This window comes from Sinorhizobium psoraleae, from assembly GCF_013283645.1.
Lineage (GTDB): Bacteria > Pseudomonadota > Alphaproteobacteria > Rhizobiales > Rhizobiaceae > Sinorhizobium > Sinorhizobium psoraleae.
The window spans coordinates 61,399-78,155 of sequence record NZ_JABEKV010000007.1; the positions used below are offsets into that span (position 1 = coordinate 61,399).

Below are 16,757 nucleotides of genomic sequence, written 5' to 3' on the forward strand. Positions count from 1 at the left end.
TGGCCGAACAAGGGTTCCGGCACCGGATCCGGAGGGCTGCATTGTGCCTGTCTGAGCAAGGAAATCGCTAACGGCTTCCTTAACCCTTTCGCCGTGTCCGACGAGCAGATGGCCGCCGGTGTGGTAGACGATCAGCTTCGATGGCGAAACGCCAGCTCGACTGCCGAGCGCGCGCCAGCCGAGACGCCGACGACCACGGCTTCGTCGATCTGAAGCTGGGAGAGCAGCGCCACATGGGCATCGGCCCGCGCGGCGGGCGAAATATTGGCCGGAATAGGCGTTTCCAGATACCCGAAGCGAGACGGGGCGACCACCCGAAAGCCGCTTCCGACCAGATCGGCAACGTTGGTCAGACCCTGATCCCATCCACCACCTGCGCCGTGAATGGACAGGAGCGGAATGCCGTCGCCTCTCTCGGCATATTCGATGGGACCCGCGGCAGTATTGGCAATACGCGCGCCATTGGCGACTGCGGAGCGCGCGCGATCGATGTCATTGCTGAAGGACAGGAAAATCAACCCGCCTGCGACCGCGACAGCGATAGATCCCGCTGACAACATCCACCCGATCCAACCCATGGCCGCCATCCTGGAATTTCAATCTTTTGGGTATCCTAGTCGGGTTGAGCCTTGAGGACTTGATCTCGCTCAAAAGGACCGGCGATCGAGCCATTTCGATCCGGTGTTTCCTACTGCTCGTCCTCGAGCAAGCGATAGATTTCCAGCTCCTGGGCAAAGTGCAGGCGGGTGATCGCTTCGAGCCCGTGGAGCAGCCGCTGGATTTCGTAGCGCTGCGCCGGGCTCGGCCCGTGCGCACCGAGGGCCTTTCGAAGGGAAGTCAGGCTGTGGACCTGACGCTGAATCTCCATGTGAGCCCTACTCATGCCGGCAAAGGCATCCGGCGTGGCCGCCCGACTGCGCAGTCTCGGATAGAGTTCCTCGTCGTCCTGCCGCTCGTGCGGCAGAAGACGTCGACGGAGCAGGGCGTCCAGGTCCGCAAGCTCTTTACGGATTTCCGTTTTCGGCAGGTTTTGAATGCGTTCGGTCGTATGGCGTAGCTCGTCAACCACGTCCATCAGGGCACGATGCTCGGCTTCGAGCTGCATGAGCTCCGCGTGCGGCAAATGTGTTGTTTTCTGCCAGCCGTGGTTAGGGCTTCCAAGAGCGCGCAGCGCGTTCAAGATGGCAACGACGTCGATCGCTTCCTGCAGCAGTGCACCCTGGACCGGTGTCAGGTAGCCGAAGGCTGCCGCAAACATGCCAGCAACGGACAGGCCCATCCCCATGTAGACGCTCTGGAGGGCTATGCTGCGTGACCGGTGCGCGATCCGGATGGCGCTGACGAGGCGATCGAGCCTGTCCACCAGAATCACGACGTCCGCCGCTTCCGAGGAGGCAGCCGCCCCGCGCGCGCCCATGGCTACCCCGACGTCGGCGGCTGCGAGAGCCGGCGCGTCGTTGACGCCATCACCCACCATCATGACCGGTCCTGCCGATCTTTCCGCTTCCACAATCCGAGTCTTGTCCTCCGGCTTCAATTCGGCGACAACGCTGTCCAATCCCAGGAAGGACTGAAGGCTTTCCGCCAGCTCAGTGCGATCCCCGGTCGCAAGCACGATCCGGTCGACGCCGGCATCGCGCAATCGCCTCAGCACGCTGCCGGCCTCCGGCCTGACCTCGTCGGCAAGCAGAAACGCCCCCGCGAGAATTCCGTCCTTGGCGGCGAGAACCGAGACGGTGCCATCCCTCCGGATCCACTCCCGGATCTCTCGCGAGAAGGCGGTCTCCACAATCCTGGCGCTGACGAAATCCCAGCCGCCCACTGCGATTTCGTGACCGTCTATGTTGCCGGTCATGCCGGAACCTGCTACTTCAAGGGATCCCGACGGTGCGACAAGTTTCAGTTCCCGCTCGCGGGCGGCTGCGACCAACGCGCGGGCGATCACGTGATGTGAGCCCTGATCCAGCGATGCCGCGAGACGCAGCACTTCCATAGGGTCGAGATCGGTGCGGGTCTTGATCTCGATTAGACGGGCGCGGCCATCGGTAATGGTCCCGGTCTTGTCGAGGATTACCGTCTTCATGCGCGCAAGCATCTCTAGCGCACCTCCGCCCTTCACGAGCACACCTTTGCCGGCGCAGCGGGAGACGCCGGAGATGATCGCTATCGGGACCGCGAGAATAAGCGGGCATGGTGTCGCAATGACCAGCACCGCAAGCGCGCGGATCGCTTCACCGCTCGCGATCCAGGCCCCGCCCGCCAAAACGATTGTGACTACAAGAAATACGAGCGCGTAACTGTCGGCCAGCCGAACAATAGGCGCCTTCGCGGCCTTTGCGGCCGCCACCAGACTAACGATTGCCGCGTAGGTACTGTCGCTCGCCGCGCTGGAGGCTACCATTTCAAAGGCATCTCCGGCGTTCATCGTGCCGCTCGTTACGGGCTCGCCGGAGCCGCGGCGGACCGGCAGGGCTTCGCCCGTCAGGGCCGACTCGTCCAGCACTGCGATTCCATCCAGCACGTTTCCGTCGACGGGCACCACCTCGCCACGGCGTATCAGGATTCGGGCGCCAGGATTCAGTTCTTCGATGGAAACCTCCTGCAACTGCCCATCCGCGTAACGAGCGGCGGTACGCGGTACCCGATTGAGCAGCGCCGTCAGTTCCCGGCGTGCGCGCCTTTGAGCGAAATCCTCGAGCGCCTGCCCACCCGTGTACATCAGTGCGACGATGCTGCCGGTGAGGTATTCGCCGAGAAGCAGGGCGCCGCCCATCGCGAGCGCCGCGATGAGATCCAGCCCGAATTCCTTCCTTCCAAGACTGATGACGATCTCGGCAATGAGGCTCGCAAGGATAATCGCGGTGCCTGCAGCCCAGGACGAGGCGCTGAGGTCGGGTCGGTCGGCGAGCCAGGCGGCCGTGCCGGCGAGCAAGGCTACAGCGATGAGGGAGAGGAGAATCCGCCTACCCAGCTCTCTCCCTTGCCAAAACGGTTCGACAACTCGGCTCTTGGTCAACGTGCTCTCCGACTGATCTTGTGAAGGATACTGGATTACAGGATCGTTGGCTTGATCCCGCGCAAGGGCCCTACGGAATCGCTAAACGGCGGCCGAGGCAAAAAAATGCATGCCATGTGATGGCGGCGCCATTCTTCGACGATCGCGAGCTTGCAACACGGGGTCGCATTTGCTTTCCTTGCCAGGGTTTCACTTGGATCATCACAAATGACGGTACAGCGGCGCCGGCGCATCATTAAGCGTCAGAGGAGTTCTGTTGGTTTGGCGCTCGTCGCCACAATATCTTTCCTTGCAGGCATGACCGATGCGATAGGACTTATGTCCCTCGGAGATTTTGTGTCCTTCATGAGCGGCAATACGACTCGCGCATCCGTCGCTCTAATGCAGGGCGACGTCGCTCGGGGAGTGCTTCTCATCGGCGGACTGGTCACCTTCGTGATTGGGAACGCCGCGGGAGTAATGGTTGCAATGAGGTTCAGGCCGCAAGCTGTTTTGCTATTTGTATCCGTTTTGCTGTTATGCGCGGCCCTAACAGGTGATCAAAGAGAGCTCCGCTTCCTTTTGCTTATTCTGGCGATGGGCGCGATCAACGCCTCTGTCGAGCAGATCGAAGGTCTGCCCGTTGGTTTGACATATGTTACCGGGGCGCTGTCACGCTTCGGACGAGGTTTGGGACGCTGAGCGATGGGCATCCGCAACGCGCATTGGATCATCCAAATCGTGCCGTGGCTCGGCATGATGGCAGGAGCACTTTTAGGGGCGACCCTCGTGCAAGGGGTAGGGGACCTGGCATTATGGCTGCCGGTTGCTACCGCCCTGGCTTTAACAGCAGTCGCGGTCCAAATACCCCGGCATTGGCAAGGCAGGTACGTTCAACATCGTTAGCGGCTTTCCGCAAGTGATGCGGCTTGCTGCGCGGCGCTCCAAATCGGATATGCTTTGCGGCCTGACTCACCGGAGTGGTGGCGCACGACTTGGGCTTTCACGGAACTCCGACATCAATACGTTGCACGGGGGCGAAGCCGCAAGCGAATGGAACCTCTTATTCTCCGTCTAGGGCTCGCCCTTGCCATAGGCCTGCTCGTGGGACTTGAACGTGGATGGCGGGAAAGGGAAGCGCCGGAAGGCAGCCGCACGGCAGGCATCCGCACCTACGGTATTTCGGGTCTGCTTGGCGGGATCTTGGCGGCACTGTCCGATGCACAGCGGAGCGACCTGATCTTTGCGGCAGGCTTCATGAGCTTCGCGCTGAGTTTCACCTGGTTCAAGCTGCGCGAGGCGCGGCACGATGAGGATTTCAGCGTCACCGGCGTTATTGCCGGGTTGGCGGTTTTTGGGCTCGGCGGATTGGCGGTGACTGGCGATTACAGCGTGGCGGCGGCGGGCGCGGCTGCACTCGCTGGCGTGCTCGCCAGCCGCGAGCTAACGCACAATCTTCTCAAGAATCTGTCATGGATCGAGCTGCGTTCGGCTCTGGTGCTGGCGGCGATGACAGCCATCGGCCTGCCTCTTCTTCCAAACCATGCCATTGACCCATGGGGCGGCCTCAATCCGCGTGAGATTTGGCTCTTCACGGTCCTGAGCGCCACCATTTCGTTTGTCGGGTACGTCGCGGTTCGTCTGCTTGGGTCGTCGAGAGGATTGTTGGTGAGCGGGCTAGTGGGTGCGGTCGTTTCGTCGACTGCCGTGACGGCCAGCTTTGGTCAGAAGGCGCGCGCTGGTGAGCGACCAGGGCCTTTGGCGGGAGCCGCAAGCATAGCCGCCGTCGTATCGTTGTTGCGAGTGCTGACGGTCGTCCTTCTCGTTTCCCCGCGCGTCTTCCCCGTAGTCGTACTCCCGATCGTCGCGGCTGCGGTGGTTTTCGCCGCGAGCGGCGCCGCACTGATGGCAAGAACCGCACCTCACGGCGACGAACCGATCAGTCCGCGAAATCCGTTTGAGCTCTTTGCGCTTCTGGTCTTTGCGGGCCTGTTTGCCCTAACCGCAACGACCGGCGCAGCGTTGATGAGCGGCATGGGCGACGACAGCTTGATCGGCATCTCAGCGGTGTCGGGAATTTTTGACGTGGATGTCGCGATACTCACGGCGCTTCGCGCTGGCGGCGGAGCGACACCTTTGCAGCCTGTTGGTGCAGCGGTGCTTGCCGCGGTACTCGCAAACGCAGGTGGAAGGGTGTTGGTGGCTGTGGGGGCTGGAACGCTACGTTACTGGACATCGCTTGCCGCCGTTTCACTCGTCGCTGCCGGAGCCGGAGCCGCAATCCACTTCTTCATTGATCGCTAGTGGAACGGCGAACCCGCCATTTGTCGAGTTCCACGACGATCAGGGCAGAAGACGCCGCAACCAGCAGGATTGCCCACTCAAAAACCGAAATCGGAGACACTTGCAGTGTTTCATCGAGGAGGGGAGTGTACATCGCAGCAATATGGAGTGCCTGGGCAGCCGCGATGGAGAAAAGCAGAAGCGGGTTGGCAAGAAAGCCCAGCTGGAAGACTGATTTGCGCTCTGATCGGCTCGCGTAGGTCTGGAAGTTCTCGAACAGGACAAACAGCAGCAGAAGAAGATTGCGTGCCTCGGTTTCGCCGTAGCCCTGTTGGAGTGCAACGTAGAACGCCGCGAAGCCGCCGCCGCCCATGACCAGGGTAGATTGAAGAATCCGCCGGATCATAACTCGATCAAAGATCGGCTCGCTCGGCTTTCGAGGCCCTTGCAGGAGCTCGTCTCCCTCGGGGTTCTCGCCGGAGAGCGCAATGTCCTGAATGCCGTTGGTCACCAGGTTGAGCCAGAGTAGCTGCACGGGAAGAAGTGGCATCGGCATGCCGAGAGGGATTGCCAGCAGGAAGAGCAGCAATTCCGCGGCCCCTGTCGACATCAGCATGAAAATGACCTTGCGGATATTCGCATAGGCGACCCGGCCCTCCCGAATTCCGCTGACGATCGAAGCGAAGTTGTCATCGGTGATGACGATGTCGGCGCTTTCCTTGGCCACCTCCGTCCCCTTGCGCCCCATCGCCACGCCGATATGCGCGTGCTTCAGCGCCGGCGCATCGTTAACGCCGTCGCCCGTGACTGCGACGAAGTGACCGTTGCGCGCGAGCGAGAGGACAAGTGCCAGTTTCTGCGAAGGGGCCACACGCGCGTAGATGCGGCCATTGCGAGTCAGTCTGTCGACACTTTCCTGTCCATTTTCCTCAGCCCTGCGCACATCGTCTCCGGTGACGATCTGCTCTTCGGTGAAGATCAGCCCGGCCGCGGAGCCGATGGCCGCTGCGGTCTTGGGATCGTCTCCAGTGACCATCGCAACGTCCAGGCCTGCAGAGTGGCAATCGCGAACGGCTTGCGGTACCTCAGGCCGCACCGGATCCTGCATTCCGGCAAGGCCCAGGAAGACGAGATCGACGAGGAGGTGCCGACCGAAGCCTCCATCCGCCTGGATCGCCGTCTCGCCCTCTGCAAAGGCAAGCACCCGCAAACCACGCGCGGCCATCTCTTCCTTTTGCCTGATGAGAGCTTCCCGATCGATCGGTTCGGCACGACCGACCACGTCCATCCGGTCGGCCATGTCGATCAGTGTTTCCGCGGCGCCTTTGACGAAGATGCGAACGCTGTCGCCGTGGCGGTGGAATGAGGCGGCATATTTGAGGTCCGGCTCATAGGGGATCCGGGCGACAAGAGGATAGTCATTCGCGATTTCCTCACGCAGCAAGCCCGCCTTGTAGGCGGCTGCCAGCAATGCGACGTCGACCGTATCGCCGACGGCGCTCCAGCCATTCGCTTCCTTGACGATCGACGCTTCGTTGGGCAACGACGCGGCTTTGAACAAGGCAATGGCCCGTTCCCGTGCCTCCGCGGGAGGGGTCCCATTGCCCCGGATCGTGCAGGCGTCCAGATCGGCGCCCGTGTCGCACACAATATCGGTACCGTCCGGCAGGCGAATATCAGTTACAGTCAATTCGTTGAGCGTCAATGTGCCGGTCTTATCGGTGGCGATCATCGTGCAGGAGCCAAGAGCCTCGACTGCCGGCATTCGACTCACGATCACGTGCGCCTTCGCCACACGGCGCATGCTGATTGCCAACGCGACCGAGATCGCTATCGGCAGACCCTCCGGAATTGCACTCACCGCCAGTCCGACCGACATCATGAACAGCTCGTTGAGCGTCATTGCGCGGGCAATCCCGACCGCGACGAGAAGAGTCACGACAGCCGCGACGGTCCAGGCGATGAACCGGGAGAAGCGATCCAGCCTAATCATCAGGGGGGGCTTGGTGACGGACGCCCTGCCGATCTCAGTGGCAATCTTGCCGATCTCGGTTGCTGCTCCTGTCGCTGCGACTACACCCTGTCCGCGGCCGCGCGTGACGAGCGTTCCGGCAAAGGCCGTGGAGCGCTCGCCCTCTCCCGGAGCAGCCTCGAGAATCGAGCTGGGCTTGTGAACCGGTGCTGATTCCCCCGTCAGCAGGGATTCGTCGCAAATAAGATCGGTCGCTGAGAGGAGCCGGATATCGGCCGGCACGCGTCCACCTGCCTCGAGCGCGACGATATCGCCCGGCACCAACAGTCGGGCGTCGATTTCCTGCAAGCGCCCATCGCGGAAGACGCTCGCCTTCGGTTGTTCCAACCTGCGCAACGCCAATGCGGCTTTGCCGGCCGTATGCTCCTGCAAAGACCCGATGATGCCGTTCGCGATCAGCACGAGGCCGATGAAAAGGGCATCTTTCAGATCCCCCAATATTAGAGATACCAATACCGCAGCAAGCAGGATGTAGATCAGCGGGCTGCGGAACTGGCGCAGGAAAGTGGTCAATAGAGAGGGGGCTTGCGGTTCCGGAAGACTGTTCGGACCAAAACGCGCAAGCCTTAGGCGAGCCTCCTCTTGGCTAAGTCCCGCACTGCCGACCAGTGCCCCCCCGAGGGAGGCAAGGTCAGGGATTACAGCGGAGGTCATTTGACACTCCATTCAGGCATTGCGGTGCCTTTGGGGTTCTTCGATGGTCAAGTGATCCTCGACCGCCGTGACGCCTCGAGCCGACCAGGCCGCTCGTTCTGCCACGGTCCTTTCATACCGGCTTTGAACCTTGCCACGTAAGCTGACATGACTGCCGGACACTTCTATGTCGATGTTTTCGGCCTCTATCTCAGCATTGCGTTTGAGCGCCTCCCTGATGCCATGCCGGATGTCGAGCGCATCCATCATGGGGCGAATCCTGAGGCGGTTGTCGATCCCCGTGATGCCCGTCAGACGACGCACCAAACTCTCGGCCGCATTACGCTGGAAATAAAAATCGACCGTTCCCGCCAGGGTCACGTAACCGTTTTCAACCTTGACTTGGATGTCCTTGAGCTCGGCAATTGCGGCTCCCCAGGCAAGAATTTTTACCACGCGGCTGGCGATTTCGTCATCGGCGGTCTTCTTGTTCTCCGGCAGCCGCACCTCGATTTCCTCGGCGATTGCGCGCACGCCCTTCACCCGTTGCGCAACCCGTTCCGCAGTGTGTTTTTCCGCAAAGCTGTGAACATGGCCCGTTAAAGTGACGACGCCGTCCTCGACCGTTACTCCGATGTTCGCGGCGTCTATGCTTGGTTCATATTCGAGCTCATCCAGGATGTCCTGGCGCAGGCGAATGTCGCTCATGATAGTCTCCTTCCTCAAAGCCGGCAAACACTGGCTCAAGTATTGGCCATTCCCGGCTATCGGTCTTTGAGGGACATCAAGGCACAACCGCTCTCTGCAGATTTAATCTAAACTCGGAGGTCAACCTCTTAAGGAGGGGAGATCATGTTTATCAAGGAATTGTCCCGTCACGAATGCAACAGCGTGGTTCAGGCCGGCCACCTTGCTCGTCTTGCCTGTTGTAATGAGGGCAGGCCGTATATCGTGCCCATCACTTATGCCTTTGCGGGCAACTGCCTTTATTGCTTTTCCATGCCCGGCAAGAAGATCGATTGGATGCGCGCGAATCCGCATGTGTGCCTTCAAGTCGAAGAGTTTTCAGGTGAGCGGCGGTGGAAAAGCGTCCTTGTATTCGGCCGCTACCAGGAACTGTCACCGGAAGGACGATGGCAGAGAGAGTGCATGCATGGCTGGTCGCTTCTCGCGACGCGGCCAAACTGGTGGGAGCCGGGCGGGCTGAAGCCGCACCAACCGGAGATAGCAGCGGCTTCGCCGCATGTCTTCTTCTGCGTCGATATTGACGAAATGACCGGCAGAGGCGCCTTCCAAGGTGAAGTATGACGCTAAAGAAGAAGGCGCCTTATGAAAGCGGCGCCTTCAATTCTGTGTAGCGGAATGCTCAATGCAACATCAGCACCGGTACAATGGGCGCCTCGATCATCGCCTTGGTAACACCACCGAATACTCTCTCGCGAAGACGTGTATGTCCATATGCGCCCATCACGATCAGATCGGCAGAGGTGTCAATAGCATGCTGGCTGAGGACCTCCTCGACCCGGCGTCCGGCGCTCGGAAGCCGATCGACGATCACTTTAATGCCATGGCGGGCAAGGTAGGTGGCAATGTCAGCGCCTGGTTCTTCGCCGTTTTTGGCCGAAGCTGCGCTCGGGTCGACCAGCACGACGTTCACTTCCTCCGCGCTCTCCATCATTTCCAACGCTTCGCGAGCCGCTCTCGCGGCTTCCATGGTCGAGTTCCATGCGAGAAGGATCTTTTTCGGACGCAAGGTGATGGATTGGCGATTGGTTGCGAGCAGAACCGGTCGCGCCGAATAGAAGAGCGCGCCGTCTATGGCACGCGCGCGCAACGGCGAATCCATCTTCAGGCTGGCACCGATCAGTGTAATGTCGGCGTAGCGTGCACGCTCCCCAACATCGTCGTCGGCCCGTGCCATCTCGGAGTACATGCCGTTGGCGTCGAATGAGATACCGAGATCGTTCAAAGTGGCGCGCGCTTCGTCCACCGCCTTATCCAGTTGCTCCTTGTCCCGCGCCCGCTCGTCGAGCCAGGCGACCGACATTGCCGCAAACTCTCCGACAGGAGGTGGAGCGGCGAGCTTGACCAGGAGAACCGAGAGATGGGCATTGGCGGCTGTGCAGAGATCCGCCGCCGCTGTCAGATCGTTCTCATGGCGGTCAACGTCGATTACCAAGAGAATCGTCTTGTAGGTCATTGCATTCTCCTCCAAAGCATCGGCAGTTTCTTGAGCAATGTACTCTACGTGGCGGCGGCTACATTGATCGCCATCAAGAAGCTCCCGCATTCCTTGGAGTTGAATTGCCGGGTGCGGCGCTATCGCATACTCGAACTGAGCGCCGCACAAAGCGGCGCCCAGTTTCGAGGTGGCCTGAGTGATGTCAGCGGACCATCAACACCGGCACGATGGGTGCCTCGATCATCGCCTTGGTAACGCCACCGAATACCTTCTCGCGAAGACGTGTGTGACCGTATGCGCCCATCACGATCAGGTCGGCGGAGGTATCAACTGCAAGCCGGTTGAGAACCTCCTCGACCCGGCGTCCGGCGCTGGGAAGCCGATCAACGGTCACCTTTATGCCGTGGCGGGCAAGATAAGTCGCAATGTCCGCGCCAGGTTCGTCGCCGTTGTTGCGGGACGCCGCCGTCGGGTCAACCAAAACGACGTTTACGCTGTCGGCGTTTCTCATCATGTCGAGCGCTTCGCGGGCCGCCCTCGTGCATTCAAAACTTGAGTTCCACGCCAGCACAATCCTCTTCGGAAGCAACGTCATCGATTGGCCGTGGGCCGCAAGCAGGACCGGGCGCGCCGAATAGAAAAGCACACCTTCGATGGAGCGCGTCCGCAATGCCGGATCCATGCTGGTTCCGATCAATGTAACGTCAGCGTAGCGTGCCCGCTCTCCAATGAGGTCGTTGTCCCATGCAGTCTCGGTGTACTCGCCGGCGACGTCGAACGATATTCCGAGGTCCTTGAGCGTCGTTCGCGCCGCCACGACGGCCCTGTCGAGCTGTTCGATCTCGCCCATCCGTATGTCCAGGCACGCGACCGAGAGGCCCGCATCGTCCCCGAACTGAAGCGGAGCCGCGACCTTCACCAGGAGGACCGAGAGATGAGCGTTGGCGGCGGCGCAGAGATCTGCCGCCTCTGTAAGGTCCGTTTCAAACTGGTTTGCATCGAGCACTTGAAGAACTGACTTGTAGGTCATTGCTCTGGTCCCCCAGACGCTTTGGAATTCTGAAAGCCAATCTAGGCCAGATGGGGACCGCCACATTGATCCCGGTCAAGAAGTTCCCGCCTGAGGCTGCAGCGCCAGTGTCGCAATCCTCAGGGTTGAATCGGCCGGATGCGACGAAATCGCAAATCCAAACTCCCGGCACATTCTGAGCATTTTCGCATTATCACTCAGAACGAGCCCTTCGATGCGTTGCAGACCATCGGCCGCAGCATAGTCCCTGAGATGGGTGAGGAGAGCCCAGCCAAGACCGTGACCCTGCAGGTCGGTCCTGACCAGCAAGCCATATTCCGCGACCTCGTGATCGGGATCCGCGTAAAGCCTGGCAATCCCGGCGAGCGCGCCGCTTTGATTGTCGAGAGCGACGAAAGCCATCTCGCGTTCATAGTCGATCTGCGTGAGCCTAATCAGCATCTGGTCCTGGAAGTGCTTGCGCGATGACAGGAAACGAAATCGGATGTCCGTCGAGGACGTCTTTGCCAGAAAATCCGGATAGAGCGCTGCGTCTGCCGGTGTGATTGGCCGCAGATGGTAAAGCCGGTCGGTGAGCGCGACCTGCTTTTCCCAATCGCTTGGATATGGGCGGATTGCGAGATCGCGATTGGGACCGGGGCGCGCGACGGCCTGCGGATCAATTTCGATGCGTGCGTCAAGGGCGATGACGCCCTCGGCGCTGGCGACCAGCGGGTTAATATCCATCGAAAGCACACAGGGCAAATCGACGATGATTTGTGATAGCGCCTTAAGTGCTTTGCAGATCGCTGCCCTGTCCGCGGCCGGCTCGTTGCGAAAACCTGCGAGGAGCTTCCCGACCCGCGTCTGGTCGATCAAGTTGCCTGCGAGCACGGCATCAAGCGGCGGAAGCGCCACCGCGGTGTCTGCGACCACTTCCACGGAGACGCCCCCCGAGCCAAAGAGAATAACCGGACCAAAGATCGGATCTCGGGTGATGCCCAGAACCAGTTCCCACGCATGTCTGCGTTCGATCATCGGCTGAACGGCAAAGCCGTCGACCACGGCGGCTGGGTCATACATCTTGAGCCGCGCGGTAATGCTCTCGGCAGCTTGCCGACCGGCGAGGGGAGTCCGGATGTCAAGGGCGACGCCGTCCACATCGGATTTGTGTGTGATCGACTTCGATATCAGCTTGACCACCACCTTCGGTACGCTCGCAAGCAGCGAGCGGGCCGCGGCTTCCGCCTCCTCCGCTGACCTTGCGATCACGGTTTGAGGGACGGGAATGCCGTAGGCTGCGATCACCGCCTTGGCCTCCGGTTCAGTGAGCATCCGGCGACCTTCGGTCGCCACTTTCCGGAAAATGGATTGCACGAAGCCCCGCTGATGAGGCACTTCGTCGCTTTGGCTCGGGGGTACACGGACCAGCGACTCCTGCGCTTTCGACCATCTGGCGAGACAGGAAGCAGCCAGGGCCACATCCGATGGCGTCTCGTAACTTGCCAGTCCGGCATCTTGAAGCACATGACGACCGTCGCGAGCGGTCAGGCCGCCCAACCAGCATGTCAGAACGGGCTTGTCTGAGATTGTCCCGGCCCGCGCAAGGGAGCCCGACCGCTTGAGCGGCATCAACGGGCGAGGCAAGGCCGGTCGGGCAATTCATGACGATCAGAATGTCCACTCCCGCGTCCTGAACGATGATCTCGACCGTCGTCTTGTAGCGCTCGGGTGGGGCATCTCCGATTATATCAACGGGATTAGCATGCGACCAATTGGCGGGCAAAATCCGGTCGAGTGCGCGAGTGGTCTCTGGCGAAAGCTCCGCGAGCTCGCACCCGAAGTCGACCAGTCGATCCACTGCGAGGACCCCGGCTCCGCCACCATTGGTGACGATTGCGACACGGCTGCGCTCAAGAGGAGGAAAACGCGCGATGGTCTCGGTCGCGTCAAACAGTTCGCCGAGGCCGTCAATTCTCAAGATACCGGCACGGCGCAGAGCGGCGTCGACCACCCGATCGGCCCCTGAAAGCGCGCCAGTATGCGTGGCCGCCGCTTTGGCCGCCTCGGCATGACGGCCCGCCTTGATTGCGATGATCGGCTTTACTCGCGCCGCTGCTCGGGCTGCCGAGAGGAACTTCCGGGGATTGGGGATCGTCTCGAGATACATAACGATCGCCCGCGTTTCGGGATCTCCGGCAAGCAGGTCGAGAAAATCGCCAGCGTCGGCGTCAGCCATGTCACCGAGAGAAATGATCTTAGAGAAGCCGACATTGTTCTCCGCCGCCCAGTCGATCAACGAAGTCGCGATCGCCCCGGATTGCGAAAGCAGTGCTATTCCGCCATGCGGTGCCGCCAAATGCGCGAAGCTCGCATTCAGTTTCGCGGAAGGAACGATGAGACCCACCGTGTTGGGTCCGATGATGCGAAGCAGAAATGGTCTCGCGGCGTCGAGCATCGCTTGTTTCAGTCCATGATCAGCGTCGAGATCCGCCGTGATGACCACCGCGGCGCGCGTTCCCTTCGTGCCCAACTCATGGATCAGAGCCGGCACAGTCCGTGGTGGAGTCACAATGATGGCTAGATCAGGAACACCCGGAACATCTGCTACTCGGCGGTAGCAGTGGAGGCCGGAAACCTCGACATGTTTGGGATTTACCGGCCAGATATCGCCCTCGAATTCGGCCGCGAGCACGTTCTCCACGACCACGCGGCCAAGCGACCCGGCTCGGTTCGAGGCGCCGAGAATTGCAACCGACTTCGGAGCGATGGCGTGATGAAGGTTGCGTATGCCATGGCCTCATCTCCGATCTTCGCGACAGAGAATATCGCGCTGTCTCGAAGGCGCGTTGATCGCGCTCAATGCGAAGCTGTCCGCACTTTGCAAATTGACCTTCCTCAATGCGTTCGCGTTGGCGGCGGTGACATTCTCGTCAGTATCGGCCTACTCCGAGCGCCGGCAGGAATGGATTCGATGACAGTGTTATCGCCCAATTCGGGGGGAGGGAGCCCATACTGGGCCGCCCCGGCCGCTGACCTGATCGCCGAGTATGGTACGCGCGCGACAGGCCTGAGCAGCAGGGAGGCTCATGAGCGCCTATCGCGGTACGGCCGCAATTCCGTAACACGCGGGGACAGATTTCCTGCGCTTTCCGTTCTGATCAGGCAGTTCCGCAGCCCGCTCGTTCTTATCCTTGTATTCGCGGCTGGCATGTCGGTCGTCGTGGGTGAACGAAACGATGCGGTCATCATCATTCTGATTGTTCTCTTAAGCTGCGCGCTGAGCTTCATGCAGGAACACCGGGCGTCGCGAGCCGTGGAGGCGCTTCGCAAGCGCATCGCCCAAAAGGCGACGGTGCTGAGAGATGGAGCGGCAAAAATGATCCCGGCGTTGGATGTGGTGCCTGGGGATATTATTCAGCTTTCTGCGGGCAACCTGGTGCCTGCGGACGGCGTCATACTTGAAGCACGGGACTTCAACGTCAGCGAAGCAGCCCTCACGGGCGAAGCTTTTCCTGTCGCCAAGTATCCAGGAACGGTCGACCCTGGAACCCCCTTGTCGCGGAGACTGAACTCGGTCTTTACGGGCACCTCGGTTCGCAGCGGAACCGCGAAGGTCATGGCAATCAGAACAGGCGGCGCAACTGAATTCGCGGCGATTGCCGCGGCGATCGGACGGCGCAGTCCAGAGACCGAATTCGCGCGCGGGATTCGCCAGTTCGGCTACCTTATGACCGAGATCATGCTGGTGATCGTGATCCTCGTCTTCTTTGCCAACTTGCTCCTACATCGCGAGCCGATCGATTCTCTGCTGTTCTCTATCGCACTCGCCGTCGGGCTCAGTCCCGAACTCCTGCCGGCGATCATAAGTATCACGCTCGCGCGTGGAGCGCGGGCGATGGCGCAAAGCGGCGTGCTCGTCCGGCGTCTCGAGGCAATCGAGAATCTCGGCAGCATGAACCTGTTGTGTACCGACAAGACAGGGACGCTCACCGAAGGGGTCGTGCGGCTGGACGCCTGCCTTGACGTCAATGGAAGCCCTTCGTCGAAGGTTTATCTGTGGGCGGGTTTGAATGCATCGATGCAAACGGGGCTGCAGAACCCGCTCGATGAAGCGATCGTTGCCGCGGACGAGGCGCCGCCTTCTTCGCGTCTTTACTCGAAGGTGGACGAGATTCCCTATGACTTCGTGCGAAAGCGGCTTTCGGTCATCGTCCGGAAGGATGGCGGTCCCGACGGCGATCTGTTGATTTGCAAGGGTGCGGTTGAAAACGTGCTCGCGGTTTGTTCTTCCATGCTGAACGGGGAGGCGCCCGAACCTTTCACGGGTGTGGCGAGGGAGGCGATCGAGGAGAAGTTTCGCTGTTGGAGCGCCAAAGGTTTCCGAGTGCTCGGCCTGGCTGTTCGCACGTCGGCGCCGTTGCAAGCATACGGCAGGCAAGATGAAGAAGGCCTGAGCTTCGCCGGGTTCCTGCTATTTCTCGATCCACCGAAGCCAGGTATCAGCGAAAGCCTTAAAGCGCTCGCGAAACGCGGCATCGGCTTGAAGATGGTCACGGGAGACAACCGTCATGTCGCCGTTCATCTGGCGGACACCATCGGCCTGAGAGCGTCGCGTGTTCTCACGGGCGCAGAATTGTCGAAGATGACAATGGATTCGCTGTTCGCGCGGGCTCCCGAGACCGATCTCTTCGTTGAAATCGACCCGAACCAGAAGGAACGGGTAATCGAGGCCCTGCGCCGCGCAGGTCACGTAGTCGGTTATCTCGGAGACGGGATCAACGACGCGCCCGCATTGCATGAAGCCGATGTCGGCATCTCCGTCGATGGCGCCGTCGATGTCGCGAGGGAAGCGGCGGATATCGTGCTGTTGAAGCGCGACCTGAATGTCCTTCTTCGCGGCATCGATGACGGCCGAAGGTCCTTTGCGAACACGATGAAATACATCTCCATTACGACCAGCGCTAATTTCGGCAACATGATCAGCATGGCCTTCGCCTCCATGTTTCTGCCGTTCCTGCCCCTGCTCGCCAAACAGATCCTTCTCAACAATCTCTTGTCTGATGTGCCGGCGCTCGCCATCGCAGGCGACAAGGTCGATCGCGAGGAAACGCGTAACCCCCGCCGCTGGGATATTCGCTATGTACGCCGATTCATGGTGAGCTTCGGACTGATAAGCTCGCTATTCGACTTGGTCACCTTTGCTGGCCTTGTTCTGCTGGTTAACGCGGCTCCGGCGACTTTCCAGACCGCCTGGTTCGTCGAGTCCCTTCTTACCGAGCTGGCCATCGTGCTGATCGTGCGCACACGGTCCTTCTTCTGGCGGAGCAGGCCGGGCGGACTGTTATCCTTTTTGACGCTGACAACCGCGATCGTGGCCGTGGCACTTCCCTATGCGCCTTTTGCGGAGTATTTCGGGTTCGTGCCGTTGCCTTGGCCGATCATGGCAGGTCTGCTGCTGATCACGATGATGTATCTGCTGTCTTCCGAATTCACCAAGCTGCGGTTCGTTCGGTGGGACAGGCGAGCGCATGAACGATCGTATTCTCCTGCAGCTCATGCTCGAAGAAGAGCTCTGAATAAATCGGGATCGGCTTGACGCGCCGCCTGTCGGCCGCCACCT

At 60.5% G+C, this 16,757-nt stretch carries 9 protein-coding genes and 2 pseudogenes; 4 read left to right on the forward strand and 7 right to left on the reverse strand.

Annotation, left to right across the window (positions count from 1 at the left end):
- Window positions 1–131 precede the first annotated feature (131 nt).
- Both ILFOPFJJ_RS28155 and ILFOPFJJ_RS28160 read right to left on the reverse strand, forming a co-directional pair.
- Window positions 132–578, reverse strand: a complete 447-nt coding sequence (locus ILFOPFJJ_RS28155; protein WP_246299847.1) for an alpha/beta fold hydrolase — start codon at window positions 576–578, stop codon at window positions 132–134.
- A 110-nt stretch (window positions 579–688) separates the two neighbouring features.
- Window positions 689–3,016 (reverse strand): heavy metal translocating P-type ATPase, encoded by a 2,328-nt coding sequence (locus tag ILFOPFJJ_RS28160; RefSeq protein ID WP_173513854.1) that lies wholly within the window; start codon window positions 3,014–3,016, stop codon window positions 689–691.
- Window positions 3,017–3,223: 207 nt separating this feature from the next.
- Between ILFOPFJJ_RS28160 and ILFOPFJJ_RS28165 the strand changes: the two are divergent.
- A pseudogene (locus tag ILFOPFJJ_RS28165) lies at window positions 3,224–3,901 on the forward strand (YoaK family protein).
- Between the two features lie 147 nt (window positions 3,902–4,048).
- On the forward strand, window positions 4,049–5,299 hold the full coding sequence (locus ILFOPFJJ_RS28170) for an MgtC/SapB family protein (protein ID WP_173513855.1): 1,251 nt from the start codon (window positions 4,049–4,051) through the stop codon (window positions 5,297–5,299).
- On the opposite strand, the gene ILFOPFJJ_RS28175 is transcribed toward ILFOPFJJ_RS28170, so the two are convergent.
- Window positions 5,286–7,964, reverse strand: coding sequence for a cation-translocating P-type ATPase (locus ILFOPFJJ_RS28175; protein WP_173513856.1), 2,679 nt, complete (start codon window positions 7,962–7,964; stop codon window positions 5,286–5,288). The genes ILFOPFJJ_RS28170 and ILFOPFJJ_RS28175 overlap by 14 nt on opposite strands.
- A 12-nt stretch (window positions 7,965–7,976) precedes the next feature.
- Window positions 7,977–8,651 (reverse strand): BON domain-containing protein, encoded by a 675-nt coding sequence (locus tag ILFOPFJJ_RS28180; RefSeq protein WP_173513857.1) that lies wholly within the window; start codon window positions 8,649–8,651, stop codon window positions 7,977–7,979.
- 144 nt (window positions 8,652–8,795) lie between these two features.
- Between ILFOPFJJ_RS28180 and ILFOPFJJ_RS28185 the strand changes: the two genes are divergently transcribed.
- Window positions 8,796–9,251: a pyridoxamine 5'-phosphate oxidase family protein gene (locus ILFOPFJJ_RS28185; RefSeq protein WP_173513858.1), complete on the forward strand. Its 456-nt coding sequence runs from the start codon at window positions 8,796–8,798 to the stop codon at window positions 9,249–9,251.
- A gap of 58 nt (window positions 9,252–9,309) precedes the next feature.
- On the opposite strand, the gene ILFOPFJJ_RS28190 is transcribed toward ILFOPFJJ_RS28185, so the two are convergent.
- The 3 genes and pseudogenes from ILFOPFJJ_RS28190 to ILFOPFJJ_RS28200 form a co-directional block, all read right to left on the reverse strand.
- Window positions 9,310–10,143 (reverse strand): universal stress protein, encoded by an 834-nt coding sequence (locus ILFOPFJJ_RS28190; protein ID WP_173513859.1) that lies wholly within the window; start codon window positions 10,141–10,143, stop codon window positions 9,310–9,312.
- A gap of 184 nt (window positions 10,144–10,327) precedes the next feature.
- Window positions 10,328–11,155, reverse strand: coding sequence for a universal stress protein (locus ILFOPFJJ_RS28195; protein ID WP_173513860.1), 828 nt, complete (start codon window positions 11,153–11,155; stop codon window positions 10,328–10,330).
- A 75-nt stretch (window positions 11,156–11,230) separates the two neighbouring features.
- Window positions 11,231–13,925: pseudogene (locus ILFOPFJJ_RS28200) on the reverse strand (bifunctional acetate--CoA ligase family protein/GNAT family N-acetyltransferase).
- A 183-nt stretch (window positions 13,926–14,108) separates the two neighbouring features.
- On the opposite strand from ILFOPFJJ_RS28200, the gene mgtA reads away from it, so the two are divergent.
- Complete coding sequence (mgtA, locus tag ILFOPFJJ_RS28205; protein ID WP_173513861.1) at window positions 14,109–16,733, forward strand: magnesium-translocating P-type ATPase; 2,625 nt, start codon at window positions 14,109–14,111, stop codon at window positions 16,731–16,733.
- The last annotated feature ends 24 nt before the right edge of the window (window positions 16,734–16,757 follow it).